The sequence below is a fragment of the Pseudomonas sp. NFPP25 genome (assembly GCF_900116505.1).
Lineage (GTDB): Bacteria > Pseudomonadota > Gammaproteobacteria > Pseudomonadales > Pseudomonadaceae > Aquipseudomonas > Aquipseudomonas protegens.
This window is the reverse complement of the sequence record NZ_FPBG01000007.1, coordinates 252,454-272,564: the sequence shown is the minus strand read 5'-3', so window position 1 is coordinate 272,564 and position 20,111 is coordinate 252,454. Positions and strand designations below refer to the sequence as shown.

The window sequence follows — 20,111 nt, the reverse complement described above, 5'->3', positions numbered from 1 at the left end:
GCGTCCAATTCGCCCCTCATTCAGCCCTGATCGCCGCCGCCCACCGGCAGCACCGTGCCGGTGATGTAGGAGGCTTCGTCGGAGGCCAGGAACAGGATCGCCGCCGCCTGCTCGTCAACGCTGCCGTAGCGGTGCATCAGGCTGCTATCCAGGGTCTGGTCGACGATCTGCTGGTACCAGGCCTGCTCTTCGGTACTGGGCTCGGTGCTGTTGCGCGGAATGCGCCGCGGCGGTGCCTCGGTGCCGCCGGGAGCGGTGGCGTTGACCCGCACGCCGCGGCCGGCGGTTTCAAAGGCCAGGCACGCAGTGAGTGCGTTGATGCCGCCCTTGGCCGCGCCGTAAGGCACGCGGTTGAGGCTGCGGGTGGCGATGGAGGAAACATTGACGATGGCGCCGCGGCCCTGCTCCAGCATCTGCGGCAAGGCGGCGTGGCAGCACCACAGGGTGGGGAACAATGAGCGACGCACTTCGGCTTCGATCTGCGCCGGCTCGTAGTGTTCGAAGGGCTTGGCCCAGATGGTGCCGCCGACGTTGTTGATGAGGATGTCGAGGCGGCCGAAGTGGGCGATGGCGGCGGCCATGATGCGGCTGCATTCGCTGTACTGCTCCAGGTCGGCGGTCAGGGCCAGGACCGGGTAGCGGGGGCTGAGTGCAGCGGCCAGTTCGAAGACCAGTTCGGAGCGATCCACCAGCACCACGCGGGCGCCCTCCTCGGCCAGGCGTTCGGCAACGCGACGGCCGATGCCTTGGGCGGCGCCGGTGACCAGGGCGACTTGGTTGTGGAAACGGTTCATGGAAACCTCGTGAATGCAAAAAGATAGGGAGAACACCACCCGACGTAGGAGCCGGCTTGCCGGCGAAGAGGCCCTCGAGCCTAGCAGCGCTCTTGTGGACGCCTTCGCTGGCAAGTCAGCTCCTACAGCGGCGAGGCGCTCTTCAGGCGGCGCTGGCGGCGAACTTCTCGTAGTAGAAGTTCGCCGGGGCGATGCCCTGTTCGCGGATGAACTGGCTCACCGCCTCCACCATTGGCGGCGGCCCGCACAGGTAGACATCCACATCGCCCTGGTTGAGGTGCGTCGGTTCGATGTGCTGGGTCACGTAGCCCTTGCGCGGGTACTGGCTTTCGGGGTTGGCCACGCAGGCGCTGAAGCTGAACTGCGGGATACGCGCGGCAAAGTCTTCCAGGCGCTCCAGTTCCACCAGGTCGAAGTCGTTGGTCACGCCGTAGATCAAATGCAACGGGTGCTCGCTGCCCTGCTCGGCGATTTTCTCCAGCATCGCGGTGAACGGCGCCAGCCCGGTGCCGCCGGCCAGCAACAGCAAGGGCCGGCGGATGTCCCGCAAGTAGAAGCTGCCCAGGGGCCCGGCCAGGGTCATGCTGTCGCCGGCTTTGGCGAGACTGGTGAGGAAGCTGCTCATCAGGCCGCCGGGCACATTGCGGATCAGGAAACTGACTTCGCCATCGCGCTGCAGGGAGCTGAAGGAATAGGCGCGGGTCTGCTCGCTGCCAGGCACGCCGAGGTTGACGTACTGCCCCGGCAGGAACGCCAGCTGGTTCAGGGCCTCGCCCTTGATCGACAGGGCGATGGTGCTGTCGGACAGCTGGCGCACCGCGCTGATGCTGGCCTGGAAGGTGGCCTGCCCGGCACGGCAGACCTGGGACGAGGCCGGCACCCGCACCACGCAGTCGCTCAAGGCGCGCATCTGGCAGGTGAGGACAAAACCCTGCTCGGCCTCGTCGGCGCTCAGCGCGTCCTCGATGTAGTCCTCCCCCAGCTCGTAGCGCCCCGCCTCGGCCAGGCACTTGCAGGTGCCGCAGGCGCCGTCGCGGCAGTCCAGGGGAATATTGATGCCCTGGCGGTAGGCGGCGTCAGCCACGGTTTCGCCCGGGTTGGCGTTGACGAAACGGGTCACGCCGTCTTCGAAATTGAGTGCGATTTGATGGCTCATGGCAGTCGCCTCAGAGGTGGTAGATATCGACGACCTGGCGAACGTAGTCGTTCTTCAGGATGACTTTCTTGGCCAGGATCAGCGGGTTTTCGCCCCGCAGGTCGAGGGTGTAGAAGCTGCAGCCGAAGTAGCTGTCCACGGTCTTGTAGCGAAAGCTCAGGGTGTGCCAGTTGAAGCGCAGCTTGCACTGGCCGTCGCCCTGCTCCAGCAGCTCGATATTGCTCAGGTTGTGGGAGGTGCGGGTGTCGGGAATGCTGGCGCTGGAACGCTCGGTCTTGATGCGGAACACCCGGTCTTCCAGGCCGCTGCGATTGCCGTACCAGATCAACGAGATTTCCCGCTGCGGGTCTTCGGTCAACTGGTCGCTGTCGTCCCAGGAGGGCATCCAGAAGGTGGCGTCCGGGGCGTAGAGCTCCAGCCAGCTGTCCCAGTCCTTGTCGTCCAGGTAGCGGGCTTCGCGATACAGGAAATCGCGCACGGCGTCGTAGGAAATGGTCATTGCACGGCCTCCACGTCGATCCGGCGAGAGGCTTCAAGCTCCAGGGCCGCGAGCATGGTTTGCTGCCAGTACTTGTGCTGCATCACGAACAGGCCTTCGTCCTCGGTGCGCACCCCGCTGAGGATCGGTTGCAGGTCGATTTCTTTCGCTGCGTCGTCCGCCCCCTGGACCCAATGCTCGGCGCCGCGGGACATGTCGTTCCAGGCCGTGGTGCTGCCCTGGTAGCCGAGCTGGCAGGAGCGGAATTCCTCCAGGTCGTCGGGGGTGGCCATGCCGCTGACGTTGAAGAAGTCTTCGTACTGGCGGATGCGCCGGGCCCGGGCTTCGTCGCTCTCGCCCTTGGGCGCGATGCAGTAGATGGTGATTTCGGTGCGGTCCACGGAGATCGGCCGGGCGATGCGGATCTGCGAGCTGAACTGGTCCATCAGGTAGACGTTCGGATACAGGCACAGGTTGCGCGAGTTCTCGATCATCCAGTCGGCGCGGGCCTGGCCAAAGTCCCGGGCCAGTTCGTCGCGGCGCTCGTAGAGCGGGCGGTCTTCGGGGTTGGACCAGCGGGTCCAGAGCAGCATGTGGCCCTTGTCGAAGGAGTAGAAACCGCCGCCCTGCTTGGCCCAGGTGCCGGCGCTCATGGTGCGGATGTCTTCCCCGGCCTCGCGCTGCTTGCGCTGGTTCTGGGTGGCGGCGTAGTTCCAGTGCACCGAGCTGACGTGGTAGCCGTCGGCGCCGTTCTCGGCGGTGAGCTTCCAGTTGCCTTCGTAGATGTAGCTGGAGGAACCGCGCAGCACTTCCAGGCCGTCGGCGGACTGGTCGACGATCATGTCGATGATCTTCGCCGACTCCCCCAGGTGCTCCACCAGGGGCAGCACGTCGGGGTTGAGGCTGCCGAACAGGAAGCCACGGTAGGACTCGAAGCGCGCGACGCGGGTCAGGTCGTGGGAGCCTTCGCAGTTGAAGCTGGCCGGGTAGCCGGCGGCGGCCGGGTCCTTGACCTTGAGCAGCTTGCCGGTGTTGTTGAAGGTCCAGCCGTGGAACGGGCAGGTGAAAGAAGCCTTGTTGCCGGTCTTGTGCCGGCAGAGCATGGCGCCGCGATGGCTGCAGGCGTTGATGAAGGCATTGAGCTCGCCGTTCTTGTTGCGCGCGATGAACACCGGCTGCCGGCCCATGGTGGTGCTGTAGTAGTCGTTGGGATTGGGGATCTGGCTTTCGTGGGCCAGGTACAGCCAGTTGCCTTCGAAGATGTGCTGCATCTCCAGGTCGAACAGCCGGGGGTCGGTGAACATCTCCCGCTTGCAGCGGTAGACGCCCTGGTCGGGGTCTTCTTCAAGCAGGGAATGCAGGTATTCGGGTCGCAGGGACATGGCCGCCGCCTCCATTGTTTTTATTCAGGCAGGGCCATGCTAGGGCGGGCTTGGAACGGGCAATAGCCAATGCCTGCAGACCTGTATCCGTTTTCTGCAAAAGCGCCGACGTGGCCTGTGTAGGAGCCGGCTTGCCGGCGAAAAGGCCCTTGGATGGGGTGCTGAGCCTGCAGGCCTCTTCGCTGGCAAGCCAGCTCCTACAAGAGGCCGATGCCAGAGGATCAGTGCCGACGCTTGAGGGTGTCGGAGGGCAGTTCGCCGTATTGCTGGCGGTAGCTTTGGGCAAAACGCCCAAGGTGCAAAAAGCCGAAATCCAGGGCCAGTTCGGTGACGTTGCGCACCGGGCTGTGCGGGTCGCTGAGGCAGGCGTGCACCCGTTGCAGTTTCTGCTGGCGGATGTAGTTCTTCGGCGTGGTGCGGGCGTTGCGCTCGAACAGCGCGTACAGCGAGCGCAGGCTCATGCGCGCCTGTTGCGCCAGTTCTTCGCAGCCGATGTCGTGCTTGAGGTTGCGTTCGATGTAGTCGGCAATCCGTTCGAAGGTCGCCGCCGAGGCGCCCAGGGCACCGCGCTGCACGTTGGTCTGCATCAGCCCCAGCAGTTTGCCCACCAGGATGTGCGCGTAGTGCTCCTGGACCTTGGGCATGCTTTCCAGGGCTTCGGCTTCCTGGCACAGCAGGCTCAGCAAGGGCACGAAGCCTTCCAGTTCCTGCAGTTGGTAGCGCTGGCGCAGAAAGCGCACGCCCTGCCCCGGGTACTGCCAGCGCTGTTCCTGGCAGGCGTTTTCCACCAGGTGGGTGGGAATCTTGATGATGAATTTTTCGCAGTCGTCGGAATAGGTCAGGTCCACCGGGTCGTCGGGGTTGATCAGCAGCAGTTCCCCCGGGGCGAAGTAGTGCTCCTGGCCCGGGCCACGCCACCGGCAGTGGCCCCGCAGCAGTACTTGCAAGTGGTAGATGCTTTCCAGGGCCGGCGAGGTGACGCGCACGCTGGCGCCGTAGCTGATGCTGCACAAATCCAGGCTGGCCAGGGCCCGGTGGTTGAGGCTGGCCTGGGGTTGGCCCGCCCGGGGCAGGCGGATGCAGTGGCTGCCCACGTGCTGGTTGACGTAACCGGATACGGCATAGGGATCGGCTTGAACAAACACGCGGCTGCGCTCACTCAACAGATGCATCTGCATGATCGGGTCACTCTGATGGTTCTTATTGGGTCTGCGCTTCAGGCACGCAGCGCAGTCTCGTCAGGCCCGGCATAACGGCAAAAGCCACGGGCACCTGGGTCGGTGCTCCGTGGCCGGGCCAGGCACGGTCGGCGCTTCAGTCCTCCAGGGCGCGGACCCGCTCGTGGCGCTGCTGCTCTTGCGGCTGGGCCGAAGACTGCAGGGTGAAGTCGAACTCGATCTCGGCAAAGCGCCCGCTGACCCCCAGGGCCTTGGCCCGGGCCTGGTCTTCGCTGAAGGTGATCTGGGCGATCAGCTCGTCGCGGGTGGCGTAGGCGAAGTCGTCGTGTAGGTACTGGTCACCATCCAGGTTGATCTGGGTGGTCAGGTGGCGATGGTCATCGGCCGAGATGAAGAAGTGGATGTGCGCCGGGCGCTGGCCATGCCGGCCCAGTTGGTCCAGCAGTTGCTGGGTCGGGCCATCCGGTGGGCAGCCGTAGCCGGACGGCACGATGCTGCGAAAGCGGTAGCGGCCCTCGGCGTCGGTGACGATGCGCCGGCGCAGGTTGAACTCCGACTGGCTGCCGTCGAAGTAGGAATAGGTGCCGCCGGTGTTGGCGTGCCAGACATCGACGATGGCCCCGGCCAGTGGCTCGCCGGCGGTGTTGCGGACCTGCCCCTGCATGAACAGCACCACCCCCGGGTCGACGCCGTCGTCCAGGCGCGCTTCGCCCTGGCTCAGCGGTGCACCGGCCACGTACAGCGGGCCTTCGATGGTGCGCGGAGTGCCGCCGGTCTTGCCCACCTGTACGTCGGCGGCGTCCATCAGCAGGTCCAGGTAATGCTCCAGGCCCAGGCCCGCGGCCAGCAGCCCGGCTTCCTGGCGGGCGCCGAGAACGTTGAGGTAGTTGACGGCCTTCCAGAACTCTTCCGGGGTGATCTCCAGGTCTTCGATGATGTTCACCGAATCTCGCAGGATGCGGTAGATGATGGCCTTGGCCCGGGGGTTGCCGCCCTCGGTGAACTGGCCGCTGGCTTCTTCAAGAAACTGCTGGGCGCTGGCAGTGTGGGAAATTCTGACGTTCATGATTAATCCTCATCTTGTATTTATTAGAGTGGTGAACGGGCTGGCACGGGCTCAGCGGTCATCCTCATGAATGGAAGAAGGATGCCTGCACATGGCGTCAACTTCGATGGCCATGTAGGGGTACAGCGGCAATTGCATCAGGGTGTCGTGCAATTCCTGCACGCTGTCGACGTCGAACACGCTGTAGTTGGCGTACAGCCCGGCGATGCGCCACAGGTGGCGCCACTTGCCTTCGGCCTGCAGGCGTTGGGCCAGGGCCTTTTCGTCGGCTTTCAGCTGCGCGGCGCGCTCGGGGTTCATGTCGACCGGCAGGTTCACGGTCATTTTCACGTGGAATAGCATGCAGCCCTCCTCAGGTGTGATGCAGCACGGGGGTGGTTTTGTCGCGACGGAAGAACGCCAGGCGCTCTTCGTCCAGGCTCAGGCCAAGGCCTGGTGCCTTTGAGACATGCAGGTGGAAATCCCGGTACACCGGCGGCTCGGCGAGGATGTCCTCGGTCAGCAGCAGCGGGCCGAACAGTTCGGTGTCCCAGCTCAGTTTGTTCAGGGTCAGGAAGGCGTGGGCCGAGGCCAGGGTGCCGATGCCGCCCTCGAGCATGGTGCCGCCGTACAGGCCGATGCCCGCCGCCTCGGCAATCGCCGCGGTGCGCAGGGTGGCGCGAGGACCGCCGTTCTTGGCGATCTTCAGGGCGAACACCGAAGCCGCCCCTTCCCGGGCCAGGTTGAAGGCGTCTTCCACGCACTCGATGGATTCGTCGGCCATGATAGGCGCCGGGCTGCTGGCATTCAGGCGCACCATGCCGGCGCGGTTGTTGCGCGAAATCGGTTGTTCGATCAGGTCGATGCCATTGCCGCCGAGGATGCGGCAGGCGCGCAGGGCCACGGCTTCGTCCCAGGCCTGGTTGACGTCGACCCGCACGCTGGCGCTGTCGCCCAGGGCCTTCTTGATGGCGATCACGTGGGCCAGGTCGCGGTCCACTTCACCGGCGCCGATCTTCAGCTTGAAGATGCGGTGGCGGCGCAGGTCGAGCATCTTCTGCGCTTCGGCGATGTCCTTGGCGGTGTCGCCGCTGGCCAGGGTCCAGGCCACCGGCAGCGCATCGCGCACCCGGCCGCCCAGCAGTTCGCTGACCGGCAGCCCGAGGCGCTTGCCCTGGGCGTCGAGCAAGGCGCTTTCGATACCGGATTTGGCGAAGGTGTTGCCGCGGATGCTCTGCTCCAGGCGCAGCATGGCGGCGTTGATGTTGCTGGCGTCCTGGCCGATCAGCAGCGGCGCGACGAAACGGTCGATATTGGTCTTGATGCTGTCCGGGCTTTCATTGCCATAGGCCAGGCCACCAATGGTGGTGGATTCCCCCAGGCCTTCGATGCCGTCGGCGCAGCGCAGGCGGATCAGCACCAGGGTCTGGTTCTGCATGGTATGCATGGCCAGCTTGTGGGGGCGGATGGTCGGCAGATCGACGATGATCGTCTCGATCGATTCAATGGCAGAAGCGTGCATTTCCATACCCATCAGGTTCTTGAAGTTCTGCCAGCGATTCTGTCCCGGCTTTTTCCGGGGTTCCAATATAGAATTGGTCTGGCTTGATACCTTTAAGGTATGCACTTCACCACTGGGGAGCTGTCATGGAACTGCGTCATCTGCGCTATTTCCAGGTGCTGGGGGAAACCCTCAATTTCACCCGCGCCGCCGAGCGCCTGCACATCGCCCAGCCGCCGTTGAGCCGGCAGATCCAGCAACTGGAAGACGAGTTGGGGGTGCTGCTGCTGGAGCGTGGCCGACCGCTGCGCCTGACCGCCGCCGGTCGGTTTTTCTACGAGCATTCCAACCGGGTACTGGAGCAGTTGGGCAAGGTCTGCGACAACACCCGGCGCATCGGCCTGGGGCACAAGACCTGGCTGGGCATCGGCTTTGCCCCCTCGACCCTGTACGGCGTGCTGCCGCAACTGATCCGCCGCCTGCGCAGCAACGGCACCCTGGAACTGGAACTGGGCCTGTCGGAGATGACTACCCTGCAGCAGGTGGAAGCCTTGAAGGCCGGGCGCATCGATATCGGCTTCGGGCGTATCCATATCGACGACCCGGCCATCGTGCAGAAGGTGCTGACCGAAGACCGCCTGGTGGTCGCCCTGCCCGCCGGCCACCCGCTGCTGGGGCAACCGGTGAGCCTGGCGCAACTGGCGGACGAGCCTTTCGTGCTGTACCCGGCCAACCCGCGCCCGAGCTACGCCGACCATGTGATCGCGCTGTTCAGTGCCCGCGGCCTGAACCTGAAGATCGCCCAGTGGACCAACGAATTGCAGACCGCCATCGGCCTGGTGGGCGCCGGCATCGGCATTACCCTGGTACCGGCCTCGGTGCAGGTGCTGCACCGTGACGACATCGGCTTCTGCCCGCTACTGGAGGCCGAGGCCACCTCGCCGATCATCCTCAGCCGCCGCATCGGCGAGCCCTCGCCGGGCCTCACCCACTGCCTGCACCTGATCGCCCAGTTGCGCAGCGAGATCGGCCGCGAACACCCCATCGTCAGCTGAAAGCACAACCGCCGGCCCCATCGAAAGACGGGCACCGGCGGCTCTCTTGCAGCTTGGAACGGGCGGCTGCCCTTAGAAGGTCAGGCCAACCTTGAAGCCATACTCGTTACGCTTGAGCTTGGTGTTGTCAGCCACAGGCGTATCTTCGTCCAGCTTGTACTCGGTGCGGGTGTAATAGACCCCGGCCATGACCGGCAGCGAGCCGTTCTGGTTCATCAAGAAATTCACTTCGGCGTAAGGGTTGGTGCGGTCCTTGAGGTCCACGGTGTCGCTGCCGACGTCATCCACCTTGAGCCGCGCCTTGCCGTTGATGGTGTGGCGCGCACCCAGCTCGACGCGCATGGTCAGGTCGTCGAACTGGTGGTTGTAGCCCAGGGCGGCCTTGGCGAAGGGCGACTTGTTGGTGAGCTTCATGTCGTAGTCGCCGGTGTCCGGCTCGTAGCGGGTCCAGGTGTAGCCACCCCCCACCAGCACATCGACAAAGTTGCGTGCGTCCAGGGCCGCGCGCCAGCCCAGGTCGAGGTCGGCCTGGCCTTCCTTGAGCTTGTTGTCGTGCTTCTTGCCGAACTTGGCCTCGACCCCGGCCTGGTAGATCAGGCCCGATTCGGCGGTCATCTTGTTGCCGAAGTTGTAGAACACACCCCCTTCACCCAGGTGCTCCTTGTCGCTTTCACTACCGCCTTCGAGCTTGAAGTCGTTGTAGCTACCGAGGATACCCAGGGTGGAAATCGGCCCGGTGGCCGGGGCGGCCATGGCGCTGCTGGAAAGGGCCAGCAAGGTGGCTGCAGAGGTGCTGGCCAGAAGGGTTGCGAATACCTTTGACATCGTGTGTAGATCTCCCTGTTTGAATAAGGCAAATGCTGCAGGAGCCTTTTCGAGGGAAGTCGAAAGCAAAAGGTTCTAATTATTTTTCACGTTTTTTTCACATCCCTGTGAAGCCTCGCCCCCGCAGGGGCTTTAGGCCTTACAATAGGGCGCTCAATACAGGGCGTAGTCTTTGGGGCAGTGCATGGAAGTATCGAGAGCCGGCCTGATCGTCCGGCGCATTCTGGCTTATCTGGTCGACTGCCTGCTGGTACTGCTGCTTTGGTTTGTCCTGTGCCGACTGGCCGAACGCCTCCAATACCCGGATATGGAGCAATTCTCCACCTGGTGCCTGCTGGCCACCTGGTGCCTGTATTTTCCCCTCAACGAATACCTGTGGCGTGGCTACACCGCCGGCAAGGCCCTTTGCGGCCTGCAAGTGATCAATGGCATCGGCCAGCCCCCCTCGCTGTTGCAGGTATTGATCCGCTCGGCGACCCGCCCCTTCGAAGCGGCCATCAGCCCGGTGACCCTGCTGATCTGCTGCGAATCAAGCCGCGGCCAGCGCATCGGCGACCGGCTGGCGCGCACCTATGTCATCCCGTGCAAGGATCTGGCGCGGCTGCGTGGCTTGATGACCGCTCAGCCGAACCTGCCTTGAGCATCCGGCCGTAACCCATTCAGTCTTGCGCCCTGGCGTGGCGCTTTTTCCGGGAGTCTTCATGGCAATCGATCAACACCCGCATGAACAGGCCTTGGTCACGTTCCTCGAACAGCGCCCCGAGCTGCGCGAACAGCTGGACAACCTCAACCCCCTGGAGGCCCGGGCCCGGGGCGAAACCCCGGCGCAGTATCGCGCCGAGCGCCTGCATGAAGCCTTCGAGGCCGAAGCCGAACGCCTTGGGCTGTTCGCCTGGGAACTGAGCCTGCAACTGACCGCTGCCAACCCCGAGGAATTCCACGCCCAGCGCCTCGAAGTGCACCGGGAAGTGGCGGAGATGGCCGGCATGCCGTGGGACGAGTACTGCACCCTGCACCATCTTGACCCTCGGCCTTGACCCGCACGCGCCCCTCGCAGTCCCTGTTCAGGAGAACCGACGATGTTGCCTTCGACTTCCACGCAATCGGCCAGCGCAGCCCTGCAGCACACGCAGAAATGGCGCGGACGGGTCGGCCTCGGGCTGGTGGCCTGCCTTTCGGTGCTGGCGGGGATGACCGACGCCATCGGCTTCATGGCCACCGGGGATTTCGTCTCCTTCATGAGCGGCAACACCACCCGCATGGCCGTGGCCATCAGCGATGGCGAACCGGGCCTGGTGCTGCGCCTGCTGCTCCTGGTGGCCACCTTTATCGTCGGTAACGCCCTGGGCGTGGTGGTCAGCCGCCTTGCCGGGCACCGTGCCCTGCCCTTGCTGCTGAGCATCGGCGCGTTGCTCTGCGCCTCTGCTGCCTGGCCTTTCGAGCAGCAACTGCCGGCCCTGCTGGCGGCCATCATTGCCATGGGCATGCTCAACGCCGCGGTGGAGGAAGTGAACGGCCTGCCCATCGGCCTGACCTACGTCACCGGCGCCCTCTCACGCTTTGGCCGCGGCCTGGGGCGCTGGATGCTCGGCGACCGGCGCAACGGCTGGCGGGTGCAACTGGTGCCCTGGAGCGGCATGTTCGCCGGGGCGGTGCTGGGCGCCTTGCTGGAACAGCACCTGGGACTCAAGGCGCTGTATGTCAGCGGGTTGTTTGCCGTGCTGCTGGGTGTGGCGTCATTGAAGATCCCCCGCCGCTGGCAACTGGGCTACAAGAACCGCTGACATTGAGCACGGTTATCAGCTGAACAGGCCGCCGCTGTCGGTATCGATCACGATCGACGACAGGCTGATATGCCGCGGCCGGGTCAGGGCGAAGATCACGGCCTCCACCACATCACGGTTGGTGCCCTGCTCGCCCTTCTGCCGCGCCGGAATCTGCTGCCAGGCCTCATCCAGAGGCGAGACATCCTCCAGGTACGGCGGGTGCACGCACAGCGAGCGCACCGGCGTGCCCTTGAGCATTTGCCGCAGGCCATCGGCCAGGGCCAGTTGCCCGTGCTTGGCCGCATAGAACGGCAGCGACACGCTGTGCAGCGGTGCATTGGGCAAGCCGCTGATGGAGCCGATGGTGACGATGTCCGGGCGCTTGGAAGCCTTGAGCACCGGCAGCAGGCCCTGGGTCAGGAGGAAGGTGCCGCTCAGTGCGGCGTCGATCACCCCGGTGACTTCAGCGGCGCTGTGGGGCTGCTCGCTGGCCTCCAGCCACATGGCGCCGTTGTTGATCAGGATGTCCACTTGCGGGTGGCGGACGTGGATCTCAGCCAGGGCGGCCTTGACGCTATCGCTGCTGGCCAGGTCCACCACCACCTGATCGGCGGGGCTGCCGGTACGCGCCTCGATGGCCGCGCTGACCTGCGCCAGGGCCTCGGGGTTGCGCCCACAGAGAATCAGCTTGCAGCCCTGGTCCGCCAGGCTGATGGCCAGCGCGGCCCCCAAGCCCCTTCCGGCCCCCGTGACCACTACCACCGCCGAATTCAAATCCATCATCCCTTGCTCCTTGTCCCCGGTTGAATGAAGGCGCGAGTCTATCCCTCGCTTCGCAGTTTGGGGCCGGGCAAAGCTTTACCCGATATGTCCTGCATGCCTGGAACCAGAGCCCCAGGGGCGAAACGGGTTTAGCCGATGTTCGGATAAAGCTTTATCATGGCCGCAGTTTTATCCATCGAGTCCGTCATGAAGTTCGCCATCGCCCTGTTCTCTGCCGCCCACGCGCCTTCCTCGCGCCGCGCCCTGCTGTTCGCCCAGGCGGCGCTGGCGGGCGGGCATGAAATTGTCAGGCTGTTTTTCTACCAGGACGGCGTGTACAACGCCGCCAACAGCATCGTCACGCCCCAGGACGAACAGGACCTGCCTCGGGAATGGCGCGAGTTTGTCGGCCAGCATCAACTGGACGGCGTGGTGTGCATCGCCGCAGCCCTGCGCCGAGGTGTGTTGAATGCAGACGAAGCCCAGCGCTACCAGCGCACGTCGGTGAGCGTCGAAGCCCCCTGGGAGCTGTCGGGGCTCGGGCAATTGCATGACGCGGTACAGGCCGCCGACCGCCTGATCTGTTTTGGAGGGGCGTGACATGGCCAAATCCCTGTTGTTGATCAGCCGTCAGGCGCCGTGGACCGGCCCTGGCGCCCGGGAAGCGCTGGATATCGTCCTGGCCGGCGGCGCCTTCGACCTGCCCATCGGCCTGCTGTTTCTCGATGATGGCGTGCTGCAACTGGCGCCCGGGCAACAGGCCTCGCTGCTGCGCCAGAAAGACCTGAGCGCCAACCTGCAGGCGCTGTCGCTGTTCGGCGTCGACGAACTGTTTGCCTGCAGCGCCAGCCTCGCTGCCCGCGGCCTCGACCCGGCGAGCTTGAGTCTTGACGATGTACAGCTGCTGGACGCCCCGGAACTGGCCGGGATCATCGACCGTTTTGACCAGGTGATTACCCTCTGATGTCGACCTTGCATGTGTTGTCCCACTCGCCCTTCACCGACACCCGCCTGAGCAGTTGCCTGCGCCTGCTGGGCAGCGCCGACGGCCTGCTGCTGTGCGGCGACGCCGCCTATGCCCTGCAACCGGGCAGCGCCATTTGCAGCGAACTGAGCACCCGTAGCGGCTTGAATCTGTACGTGCTGGAAGAAGACCTGAACGCCCGCGGCCTGGCCCTGCCGGCCTGGGCCCGCGCGGTGGATTACCCGGGCTTCGTCGAGCTGTCCCTTCAGCATGACAAGGTCAACACCTGGCTATGAGTACCTTGACCGTGGGCGCTCGCGCCATCGAACTGGACAAGGACGGTTACCTGGTCAACCTCGACGACTGGTCCGCCGACGTGGCCCAAGCCCTGGCCGCCAATGAAGCACTTGAACTGAGCCCGGAACACTGGGAAATCCTCGAGCTGCTGCAAGGCTTCTATAGAGAGTTCCAGCTGTCCCCGGCCACCCGCCCGCTGATCAAGTACACCGCCCTCAAGCTGGGCCCGGACAAGGGCAACAGCCTGCACCTGAACCGACTGTTCAAAGGCACTCCCGCCAAACTTGCCGCCAAGCTGGCGGGCCTGCCCAAGCCGACCAATTGCCTATGAACGATTTCGCTCCCCTGCTCACCCAAACCCCGGAAGAACACCCTTTCGCCCAATTCGTGCGGATTCTCGGCAAGGGCAAGCGCGGCGCGCGCAACCTGACTCGCGAGGAAGCCCGGGAAGCCATGGGCATGCTGCTGGACGGCAAGGTCGAGGACACCCAACTGGGCGCCTTCCTCATGCTGCTGCGGCACAAGGAAGAAAGCCCGCAAGAGCTGGCGGGCTTCACCGAAGCCTTGCGCGAACGCCTCAACACCCCGGCGATTGCCCTGGACCTCGACTGGCCGACCTACGCCGGCAAGAAGCGCCACCTGCCCTGGTACCTGCTGGCGGCCAAGTGCCTGGCACAGAATGGCGTGCGCATCCTGCTCCACGGTGGCGGCGCCCACACCGCCGGGCGCTTGTACACCGAACAATTGCTGGAACCCCTGGGAATTCCCCTGTGCCGTGACTGGCAGGCGGTCGGCCAGGCATTGGACCAGGGCAACCTGGCCTTCATGCCCCTGGGGGACTGGGCGCCGCAACTGCAGCGCATGATCGACTTGCGCAACATCCTCGGCCTGCGCTCACCGATCCATTCCCTGGCGCGAATCCTCAACCCCCTGGGCGCCCGTTGCGGCCTGCAAAGCATCTTCCACCCCGGCTACCAGGCAGTGCACCGCGATGCCAGCGGCCTGCTGGGGGACAACGTCATCGTGATCAAGGGCGATGGCGGCGAGATCGAGATCAACCCGGACACCGCCAGCCATCTGTACGGCAGCACCTGTGGCGTCAGTTGGGACGAGGAATGGCCGGCACTGTCGGCGCAACGCCATGTGAAACCTGCCAGCCTGGAACCCGAGCACCTCAAGGCGCTGTGGCGCGGCGATGTAGAAGACAGCTACCCGCAACTGGCCCTGCTGGCCACCATGGCCCTGGCCTTGCGCGGCCTGGGCACGCCTCGGGAGCAGGCCTTCGAGCGCGCCCGGCAGTACTGGGATGCGCGGGACAGATCGATTTAATCGATCAAAACCGCCCATGCTTTGCGCTTTTTGTTCGAACCCAGGGGCATAGACTGCACTCCAACGCAAAACAGCCGAGGAGCATTTCATGGGTCTGCTGATCGAAGGGCGCTGGCATGACCAGTGGTACGAAAGCGGCAAGGACGGCGCCTTCCAACGGGAACAGGCGCAACGTCGCAACTGGGTCACTGCCGATGGCCGCCCCGGCCCCAGCGGTGAAGGCGGCTTCGCCGCCGAGGCCGGGCGCTACCACCTTTATGTGTCCCTGGCCTGCCCCTGGGCCCACCGCACGCTGATCCTGCGCAAGCTCAAGGGTCTGGAAAAGCTGATCGACGTCTCGGTGGTCAGCTGGCTGATGCGCGAGAACGGCTGGACCTTCGACACCGCCTACGGCTCCAGCGGCGACCCCCTGGACCACTTCGACTTCATGCACCAGCGCTACACCGCCGACACCGCGGACTACACCGGCCGCGTCACCGTACCGGTGCTGTGGGACAAACAGCGCCAATGCATCGTCAGCAACGAATCGGCGGAAATCATCCGCATGTTCAACAGCGCCTTCGACGGCTTGACCGACAATACCCTGGACTTCTATCCGCAACCCTTGCGCAGCAGGGTCGATGAGCTCAACGGGCGCATCTATCCGGCGCTGAACAACGGTGTGTACCGCGCCGGGTTCGCCACCTCGCAAAAGGCTTATGAGACGGCGTTCGATGATGTCTTCGCCGAACTGGATGCGCTGGAGGCCCTGCTCGACACGCAGCGCTACCTGGCCGGCGAGTACCTGACCGAAGCCGACGTGCGGCTGTTCACCACCCTGATCCGCTTCGATGCGGTGTACTACAGCCACTTCAAGTGCAACCTGCGACGGATTGCCGATTACCCGAACCTGTCGAACTGGCTGCGGGAGCTGTACCAGTGGCCGGGGATTGCCCAGACCGTGGACTTTACCCACATCAAGGGGCACTACTACGCCAGCCACACCACCATCAATCCGACGGGGATTGTGCCGAAGGGGCCGTTACAGGACTTCAGCCGCGGCCATGATCGGCAGCGGTTGAGTGGGCAAGGGGTTTGGTGCAGGGGTTGAGGACGCTTTCGCCGGCAAGCCGGCTCCTACAACAGCGGGATGTGTAGGAGCCGGCTTGCCGGCGAAGCTTTTCAGACCTCGGACTGAGCGCCTTCGAACCAGGCCAGCTTCTCGCGTAGCTGGACCACTTCGCCAACGATCACCAAGGTCGGGGCATGCACTTCGTGTTCCGCAACCAGGGCCGGCAGGTTGCCCAGGGTGCCGGTGAAGACACGCTGGTTGCTGGTGGTGCCCTGCTGAACCAGCGCCGCCGGGGTGTCGGCGCCGCGACCGTGCTTGATCAGTTGCTCGCAGATGGTCGGCAAGCCCACCAGGCCCATGTAGAACACCAGGGTCTGGGCCGGCGCCACCAGGTCGCTCCAGGGCAGGTTGCTGGTGCCGTCCTTGAGATGGCCGGTGACGAAGCGCACCGACTGGGCGTAGTCACGGTGAGTCAGGGGAATCCCGGCATAGGCCGAGCAACCACTGGCCGCGGTAATCCCCGGCACCACCTGGAACGGAATGCCGTGGGCCGCCAGCTCTTCAATCTCTTCGCCGCCCCGGCCGAAGATGAACGGATCGCCACCCTTGAGACGCACTACACGCTTGCCTTGCTGGGCCAAGGTCACCAGTTGCTGGTTGATCTGTTCCTGGGGCACGGCGTGATCGGCACGACGCTTGCCGACGTAGATGCGTTCGGCGTCGCGGCGGCACAGCTCGAGAATCGCCGGCGCCACCAGGCGGTCGTAGAGCACCACGTCGGCCTGCTGCATCAGGCGCAGGGCGCGGAAGGTCAGCAGGTCCGGATCACCCGGGCCTGCGCCCACCAGATACACCTCGCCCGGCGCATGAGGCGCCTTGCCGGCAATCTTGGCCTGCAACAGACGTTCGGCTTCCGCGCCCTGCCCCGCCAGCTGACGATCGGCAATGGGCCCTTGGAACACGTCCTCCCAGAACGCCCGGCGTTGCTGCACATCCGGAAACAGGCCTTTGACCTGGGCGCGGAAACGCGCCGCCAACCCGGCCAGTTGGCCGTAGGTGGAAGGAATCCAGGTTTCCAGCTTGGCCCGGATCAGCCGCGCCAGCACCGGCGCATCGCCGCCACTGGAGACCGCGATGACCAACGGCGAACGGTCGACGATAGCCGGGAAGATCACGCTGCACAGGGCCGGCGCGTCCACCACATTGACCGGCACGCAACGCCGATGGGCATCGGCGGAGACCTGGGCATTCAGGGATTCGTCGTCGGTGGCGGCGATGATCAGGGTGCAGCCGTCGAGGTCCGCCTCGACATACCCGCGCAACAGGGACTCACCGCCGCTGGCGACGATCAGTTCCTGCAATTGCGCTTCTATTTCAGGTGCGACCACTCGCAGCTGCGCACCGGCATCGGCCAGCAGACGGGATTTGCGCAAGGCAATCTCCCCTCCGCCGACCACCAACACACGACTGCCGCGAAGGTTGTGAAACAGCGGCAGATATTCCATTTAGCCGATGACCTCAAGGCCACCCATGTACGGCTTCAGCACATCCGGCACACGGATCGAACCGTCGGCCTGCTGGTAGTTCTCCAGCACCGCCACCAGAGTGCGGCCCACGGCCAGGCCGGAACCGTTGAGGGTGTGCACCAGCTCAGGCTTGCCGGTTTCCGGGTTGCGAAAGCGCGCCTGCATGCGGCGGGCCTGGAAATCGCCACAGTTGGAGCACGAGGAGATCTCGCGGTACTTGTCCTGGCTCGGTACCCAGACTTCCAGGTCGTAGGTCTTGACCGCACTGAAGCCCATGTCGCCGGTGCACAGGGCCAGTACGCGGTACGGCAGTTGCAGCAGTTGCAGGACTTTCTCGGCGTTGGCGGTCAGGCCTTCCAGGGCTTCCATGGAGGTCGACGGCTCGACCACCTGGACCATCTCGACCTTGTCGAACTGGTGCTGGCGGATCATGCCGCGGGTATCGCGACCCGAAGCACCGGCTTCACTACGGAAGCACGGCGTGTGGGCGACGAACTTCAGCGGCAATTGCTTGGCGTCGAGAATCTCGCCAGCGACGATGTTGGTCAGCGACACTTCAGCGGTCGGGATCAGGTACAGATCGGCTTCGCCTTCGCGAGTGATCTTGAACAGGTCTTCCTCGAACTTCGGCAACTGGCTGGTGCCCACCAGGGCCGGCGCCTGCACCAGGTACGGGGTATAGGCCTCTTCGTAGCCGTGCTCGCCGGTGTGCAGGTTGATCATGAACTGCGCCAGGGCGCGGTGCAGACGGGCGATCGGGCCGCGCAACAGGGCAAAACGCGCGCCGGACAACTTGGCGGCGGTTTCAAAGTCCAGCCAGCCGTGGGTTTCGCCCAGGGCCACGTGGTCCTTGATCGGGAAATCGAAGGCGGTCGGGGTGCCCCAGCGGCGCACTTCAACGTTGCCGTCTTCATCTTCGCCCACCGGCACCGACTCGTGGGGCAGGTTGGGAATGCCGAACAGGATCGAATCCAGTTCGCTCTGGATGTTTTCCAGCTCCGCCTTGCCGGAGCTCAGCTCGTTCCCCATGCGCTCAACGTCGGCCATCAGCGGGGCGATGTCTTCACCGCGTTGCTTGGCCTGGCCGATGGACTTGGAGCGCGCGTTACGTTCAGCCTGCAGTTGCTCGGTGCGGGTCTGCACGGTCTTGCGCTGTTCTTCCAGCGCTTCGATGCGTGCCACATCCAGGGCAAAGCCGCGGGATGCCAGACGATCCGCTACGTCCTGGAGGTTGCTACGTAACAGTTTGGAATCGAGCATGTCGTTCTCTCGTTTATCAAAGTTTGGTCAAGGACAGGCCGGCCCAGGTAGCAAGCAGCCCGCCGAATACACTCAGTGCCGCGTAGCCCAGGGCCAGCGCCACTTGTCCGCTTTCCAGCAGACGCACGGTATCCAGTGAAAAGGATGAAAAAGTCGTCAGGCCACCGAGGAAGCCCACTATCAATCCGGCACGCACTTCGATCGGCACTTCCGGACGGACCAGGAACAGCCCGTACAACACGCCGATCAGCAGGCAGCCCACGATATTAACGGCCAGCGTCGCGGTATAGAAGTGCCGCGGCCAATTGGCGTTGATCCAGTTGCCGGTGGCAAAGCGCAACAGGGTGCCAGCCACACCGCCGGCGGAGACTGCGAGGATCAGGGGGATCAAGGTTTTCTCCGCTGCAAGGGGCTGGCCCGGTCCAGGGCGGCCAGGTGCTTGAGCTTCTCGCCGATCTTCAGTTCCAGGCCGCGGGGCACCGGTTGATAGAGCGGCAAGGGTTCGAGTTCTTCGGGGAAATAGTCTTCACCGGCAGCGTAGGCATCCGGCTCGTCATGGGCGTAGCGGTATTCGTCGCCGTAGCCCAGTTGCTTCATCAGCTTGGTCGGAGCATTGCGCAGATGGATCGGCACTTCCAGCGAGCCGTGCTCGGCAGCAGCGCGCATGGCGGCCTTGAAGCCCATGTACACGGCGTTGCTCTTCGGCGCACAGGCCAGGTAGGTGATGGCCTGGGCCACTGCCAGCTCGCCTTCGGGGCTGCCCAGGCGCTCCTGCACATCCCAGGCCGCCAGGCACAGGCTCAGGGCCCGCGGGTCGGCGTTGCCGATGTCCTCGCTGGCCATGCGCACCACGCGCCGGGCCAGGTACAGCGGGTCGCAGCCACCATCTAGCATGCGCGCGAACCAGTACAGGGCGCCGTCGGGATTGGAGCCGCGCACCGACTTGTGCAACGCGGAAATCTGGTCGTAGAAGGCTTCGCCGCCCTTGTCGAAACGCCGGCGGGTGTCACCCAGCAGGCTTTGCAACAGATCGACACTGATCTCGCCACCGTCTTCCGCCAGGTCCGAGGCGTTTTCCAGCAGGTTGAGCATGCGCCGGCCATCGCCATCGGCGGCCGACAGCAGCATCTGGAAGCCTTCATCGCTGAGGCTCAGCTGGCGCTTGCCCAGCCCCCGCTCCTCGGTCAGGGCGCGCTGTACCAGGGTGCCCAGGGCCGCTTCATCCAGGCTCTTGAGCACATAGACCCGCGCTCGGGAGAGCAAGGCGTTGTTGAGCTCGAAGGACGGGTTTTCCGTGGTGGCGCCGATAAAGATCAGCGTGCCGTCTTCCACGTAGGGCAGGAAGGCATCCTGCTGCGATTTGTTGAAGCGGTGCACTTCGTCGACAAACAGGATGGTTCGCCGACCGTATTGCCCGGCCTGCTGCTTGGCGACTTCCACCGCCTGGCGGATCTCCTTGACCCCGGCCAGCACCGCCGAGACGGTTTCGAAGTGGGCATCCGAGACTTCCGCCAACAGCCGCGCCAGGGTGGTCTTGCCGACCCCGGGCGGGCCCCAGAAGATCATCGAATGCAGCGCGCCCTGCTCCAGGGCCTCGCGCAGCGGCTTGCCCCGGGCCAACAGGTGCTGCTGGCCAACGTACTCGTCCAGGTTGGTCGCACGCAGGCGTGCGGCCAGTGGCTGGGCAATCGGGGCACTACGAAACAGGTCCATGGACTACCTTCGAAACCTTGCGGTTGCGG

24 protein-coding genes are annotated in these 20,111 nt (G+C 64.6%); 10 read left to right on the top strand and 14 right to left on the bottom strand.

Annotated elements, in window-relative coordinates; all coding sequences use genetic code 11:
* Positions 1–20: 20 nt before the first annotated feature.
* The 8 genes from BM382_RS26470 to BM382_RS26435 all read right to left on the bottom strand — a co-directional run bounded on the left by BM382_RS26470 (position 21) and on the right by BM382_RS26435 (position 7,555).
* Complete coding sequence (locus tag BM382_RS26470) at positions 21–794, bottom strand: 1,6-dihydroxycyclohexa-2,4-diene-1-carboxylate dehydrogenase (protein ID WP_072444487.1); 774 nt, start codon at positions 792–794, stop codon at positions 21–23.
* Between the two features lie 142 nt (positions 795–936).
* Complete coding sequence (benC, locus tag BM382_RS26465) at positions 937–1,950, bottom strand: benzoate 1,2-dioxygenase electron transfer component BenC (protein WP_072444489.1); 1,014 nt, start codon at positions 1,948–1,950, stop codon at positions 937–939.
* 10 nt (positions 1,951–1,960) lie between these two features.
* Positions 1,961–2,449 (bottom strand): benzoate 1,2-dioxygenase small subunit, encoded by a 489-nt coding sequence (gene benB / locus BM382_RS26460; protein WP_011062145.1) that lies wholly within the window; start codon positions 2,447–2,449, stop codon positions 1,961–1,963.
* Positions 2,446–3,810, bottom strand: coding sequence for a benzoate 1,2-dioxygenase large subunit (gene benA, locus BM382_RS26455; protein WP_072444640.1), 1,365 nt, complete (start codon positions 3,808–3,810; stop codon positions 2,446–2,448). Before benA ends, benB begins: the two co-directional genes overlap by 4 nt.
* A gap of 221 nt (positions 3,811–4,031) precedes the next feature.
* Entirely contained in the window at positions 4,032–4,988 is a 957-nt protein-coding gene (locus BM382_RS26450) for an AraC family transcriptional regulator (protein ID WP_072444491.1), read from the bottom strand.
* A 136-nt stretch (positions 4,989–5,124) separates the two neighbouring features.
* A complete protein-coding gene (gene catA, locus BM382_RS26445) occupies positions 5,125–6,054 on the bottom strand; it encodes a catechol 1,2-dioxygenase (protein WP_072444493.1) in 930 nt (309 codons plus the stop codon).
* 51 nt (positions 6,055–6,105) lie between these two features.
* Complete coding sequence (catC, locus tag BM382_RS26440; RefSeq protein ID WP_011062149.1) at positions 6,106–6,396, bottom strand: muconolactone Delta-isomerase; 291 nt, start codon at positions 6,394–6,396, stop codon at positions 6,106–6,108.
* Between the two features lie 10 nt (positions 6,397–6,406).
* Positions 6,407–7,555, bottom strand: a complete 1,149-nt coding sequence (locus tag BM382_RS26435) for a muconate cycloisomerase family protein (RefSeq protein WP_011062150.1) — start codon at positions 7,553–7,555, stop codon at positions 6,407–6,409.
* A gap of 125 nt (positions 7,556–7,680) precedes the next feature.
* On the opposite strand from BM382_RS26435, the gene BM382_RS26430 reads away from it, so the two are divergent.
* Complete coding sequence (locus tag BM382_RS26430; protein WP_011062151.1) at positions 7,681–8,589, top strand: LysR family transcriptional regulator; 909 nt, start codon at positions 7,681–7,683, stop codon at positions 8,587–8,589.
* Positions 8,590–8,661: 72 nt separating this feature from the next.
* On the opposite strand, the gene BM382_RS26425 is transcribed toward BM382_RS26430, so the two are convergent.
* Complete coding sequence (locus BM382_RS26425) at positions 8,662–9,414, bottom strand: outer membrane beta-barrel protein (RefSeq protein WP_011062152.1); 753 nt, start codon at positions 9,412–9,414, stop codon at positions 8,662–8,664.
* A 184-nt stretch (positions 9,415–9,598) separates the two neighbouring features.
* On the opposite strand from BM382_RS26425, the gene BM382_RS26420 reads away from it, so the two are divergent.
* The 3 genes from BM382_RS26420 to BM382_RS26410 all read left to right on the top strand — a co-directional run bounded on the left by BM382_RS26420 (position 9,599) and on the right by BM382_RS26410 (position 11,198).
* Positions 9,599–10,054, top strand: coding sequence for an RDD family protein (locus BM382_RS26420; RefSeq protein WP_072444495.1), 456 nt, complete (start codon positions 9,599–9,601; stop codon positions 10,052–10,054).
* A gap of 61 nt (positions 10,055–10,115) precedes the next feature.
* Complete coding sequence (locus BM382_RS26415) at positions 10,116–10,451, top strand: DUF6388 family protein (RefSeq protein WP_011062154.1); 336 nt, start codon at positions 10,116–10,118, stop codon at positions 10,449–10,451.
* 42 nt (positions 10,452–10,493) lie between these two features.
* Positions 10,494–11,198: a YoaK family protein gene (locus tag BM382_RS26410; RefSeq protein WP_011062155.1), complete on the top strand. Its 705-nt coding sequence runs from the start codon at positions 10,494–10,496 to the stop codon at positions 11,196–11,198.
* 15 nt (positions 11,199–11,213) lie between these two features.
* On the opposite strand, the gene BM382_RS26405 is transcribed toward BM382_RS26410, so the two are convergent.
* The gene (locus BM382_RS26405) at positions 11,214–11,963 is read right to left on the bottom strand and encodes an SDR family oxidoreductase (RefSeq protein ID WP_011062156.1); all 750 of its coding nucleotides are present in this window, start codon (positions 11,961–11,963) and stop codon (positions 11,214–11,216) included.
* A 186-nt stretch (positions 11,964–12,149) separates the two neighbouring features.
* On the opposite strand from BM382_RS26405, the gene tusD reads away from it, so the two are divergent.
* The 6 genes from tusD to BM382_RS26375 all read left to right on the top strand — a co-directional run bounded on the left by tusD (position 12,150) and on the right by BM382_RS26375 (position 15,622).
* Positions 12,150–12,542, top strand: a complete 393-nt coding sequence (tusD, locus tag BM382_RS26400) for a sulfurtransferase complex subunit TusD (protein ID WP_019092899.1) — start codon at positions 12,150–12,152, stop codon at positions 12,540–12,542.
* Position 12,543: 1 nt separating this feature from the next.
* Entirely contained in the window at positions 12,544–12,906 is a 363-nt protein-coding gene (gene tusC / locus BM382_RS26395) for a sulfurtransferase complex subunit TusC (protein ID WP_011062158.1), read from the top strand.
* On the top strand, positions 12,906–13,202 hold the full coding sequence (gene tusB, locus BM382_RS26390; RefSeq protein WP_065363243.1) for a sulfurtransferase complex subunit TusB: 297 nt from the start codon (positions 12,906–12,908) through the stop codon (positions 13,200–13,202). Before tusC ends, tusB begins: the two co-directional genes overlap by 1 nt.
* Entirely contained in the window at positions 13,199–13,534 is a 336-nt protein-coding gene (locus BM382_RS26385; protein WP_019092901.1) for a TusE/DsrC/DsvC family sulfur relay protein, read from the top strand. The genes tusB and BM382_RS26385 overlap by 4 nt, the downstream gene beginning before the upstream one ends.
* Entirely contained in the window at positions 13,531–14,532 is a 1,002-nt protein-coding gene (locus BM382_RS26380) for a glycosyl transferase family protein (RefSeq protein WP_072444497.1), read from the top strand. The genes BM382_RS26385 and BM382_RS26380 overlap by 4 nt, the downstream gene beginning before the upstream one ends.
* An 88-nt stretch (positions 14,533–14,620) precedes the next feature.
* Complete coding sequence (locus tag BM382_RS26375) at positions 14,621–15,622, top strand: glutathione S-transferase family protein (RefSeq protein WP_065363241.1); 1,002 nt, start codon at positions 14,621–14,623, stop codon at positions 15,620–15,622.
* Positions 15,623–15,693: 71 nt separating this feature from the next.
* On the opposite strand, the gene cysG is transcribed toward BM382_RS26375, so the two are convergent.
* Genes cysG through BM382_RS26355 form a run of 4 tightly spaced genes read right to left on the bottom strand, consistent with a single transcriptional unit; the run spans position 15,694 to position 20,082 of the window.
* Complete coding sequence (gene cysG, locus BM382_RS26370; protein WP_011062163.1) at positions 15,694–17,088, bottom strand: siroheme synthase CysG; 1,395 nt, start codon at positions 17,086–17,088, stop codon at positions 15,694–15,696.
* Positions 17,089–18,369, bottom strand: a complete 1,281-nt coding sequence (gene serS / locus BM382_RS26365) for a serine--tRNA ligase (protein ID WP_011062164.1) — start codon at positions 18,367–18,369, stop codon at positions 17,089–17,091.
* 16 nt (positions 18,370–18,385) lie between these two features.
* Positions 18,386–18,760: a fluoride efflux transporter CrcB gene (crcB, locus tag BM382_RS26360; protein WP_011062165.1), complete on the bottom strand. Its 375-nt coding sequence runs from the start codon at positions 18,758–18,760 to the stop codon at positions 18,386–18,388.
* Entirely contained in the window at positions 18,757–20,082 is a 1,326-nt protein-coding gene (locus tag BM382_RS26355) for a replication-associated recombination protein A (protein ID WP_015636284.1), read from the bottom strand. Before BM382_RS26355 ends, crcB begins: the two co-directional genes overlap by 4 nt.
* Between the last annotated feature and the right edge of the window lie 29 nt (positions 20,083–20,111).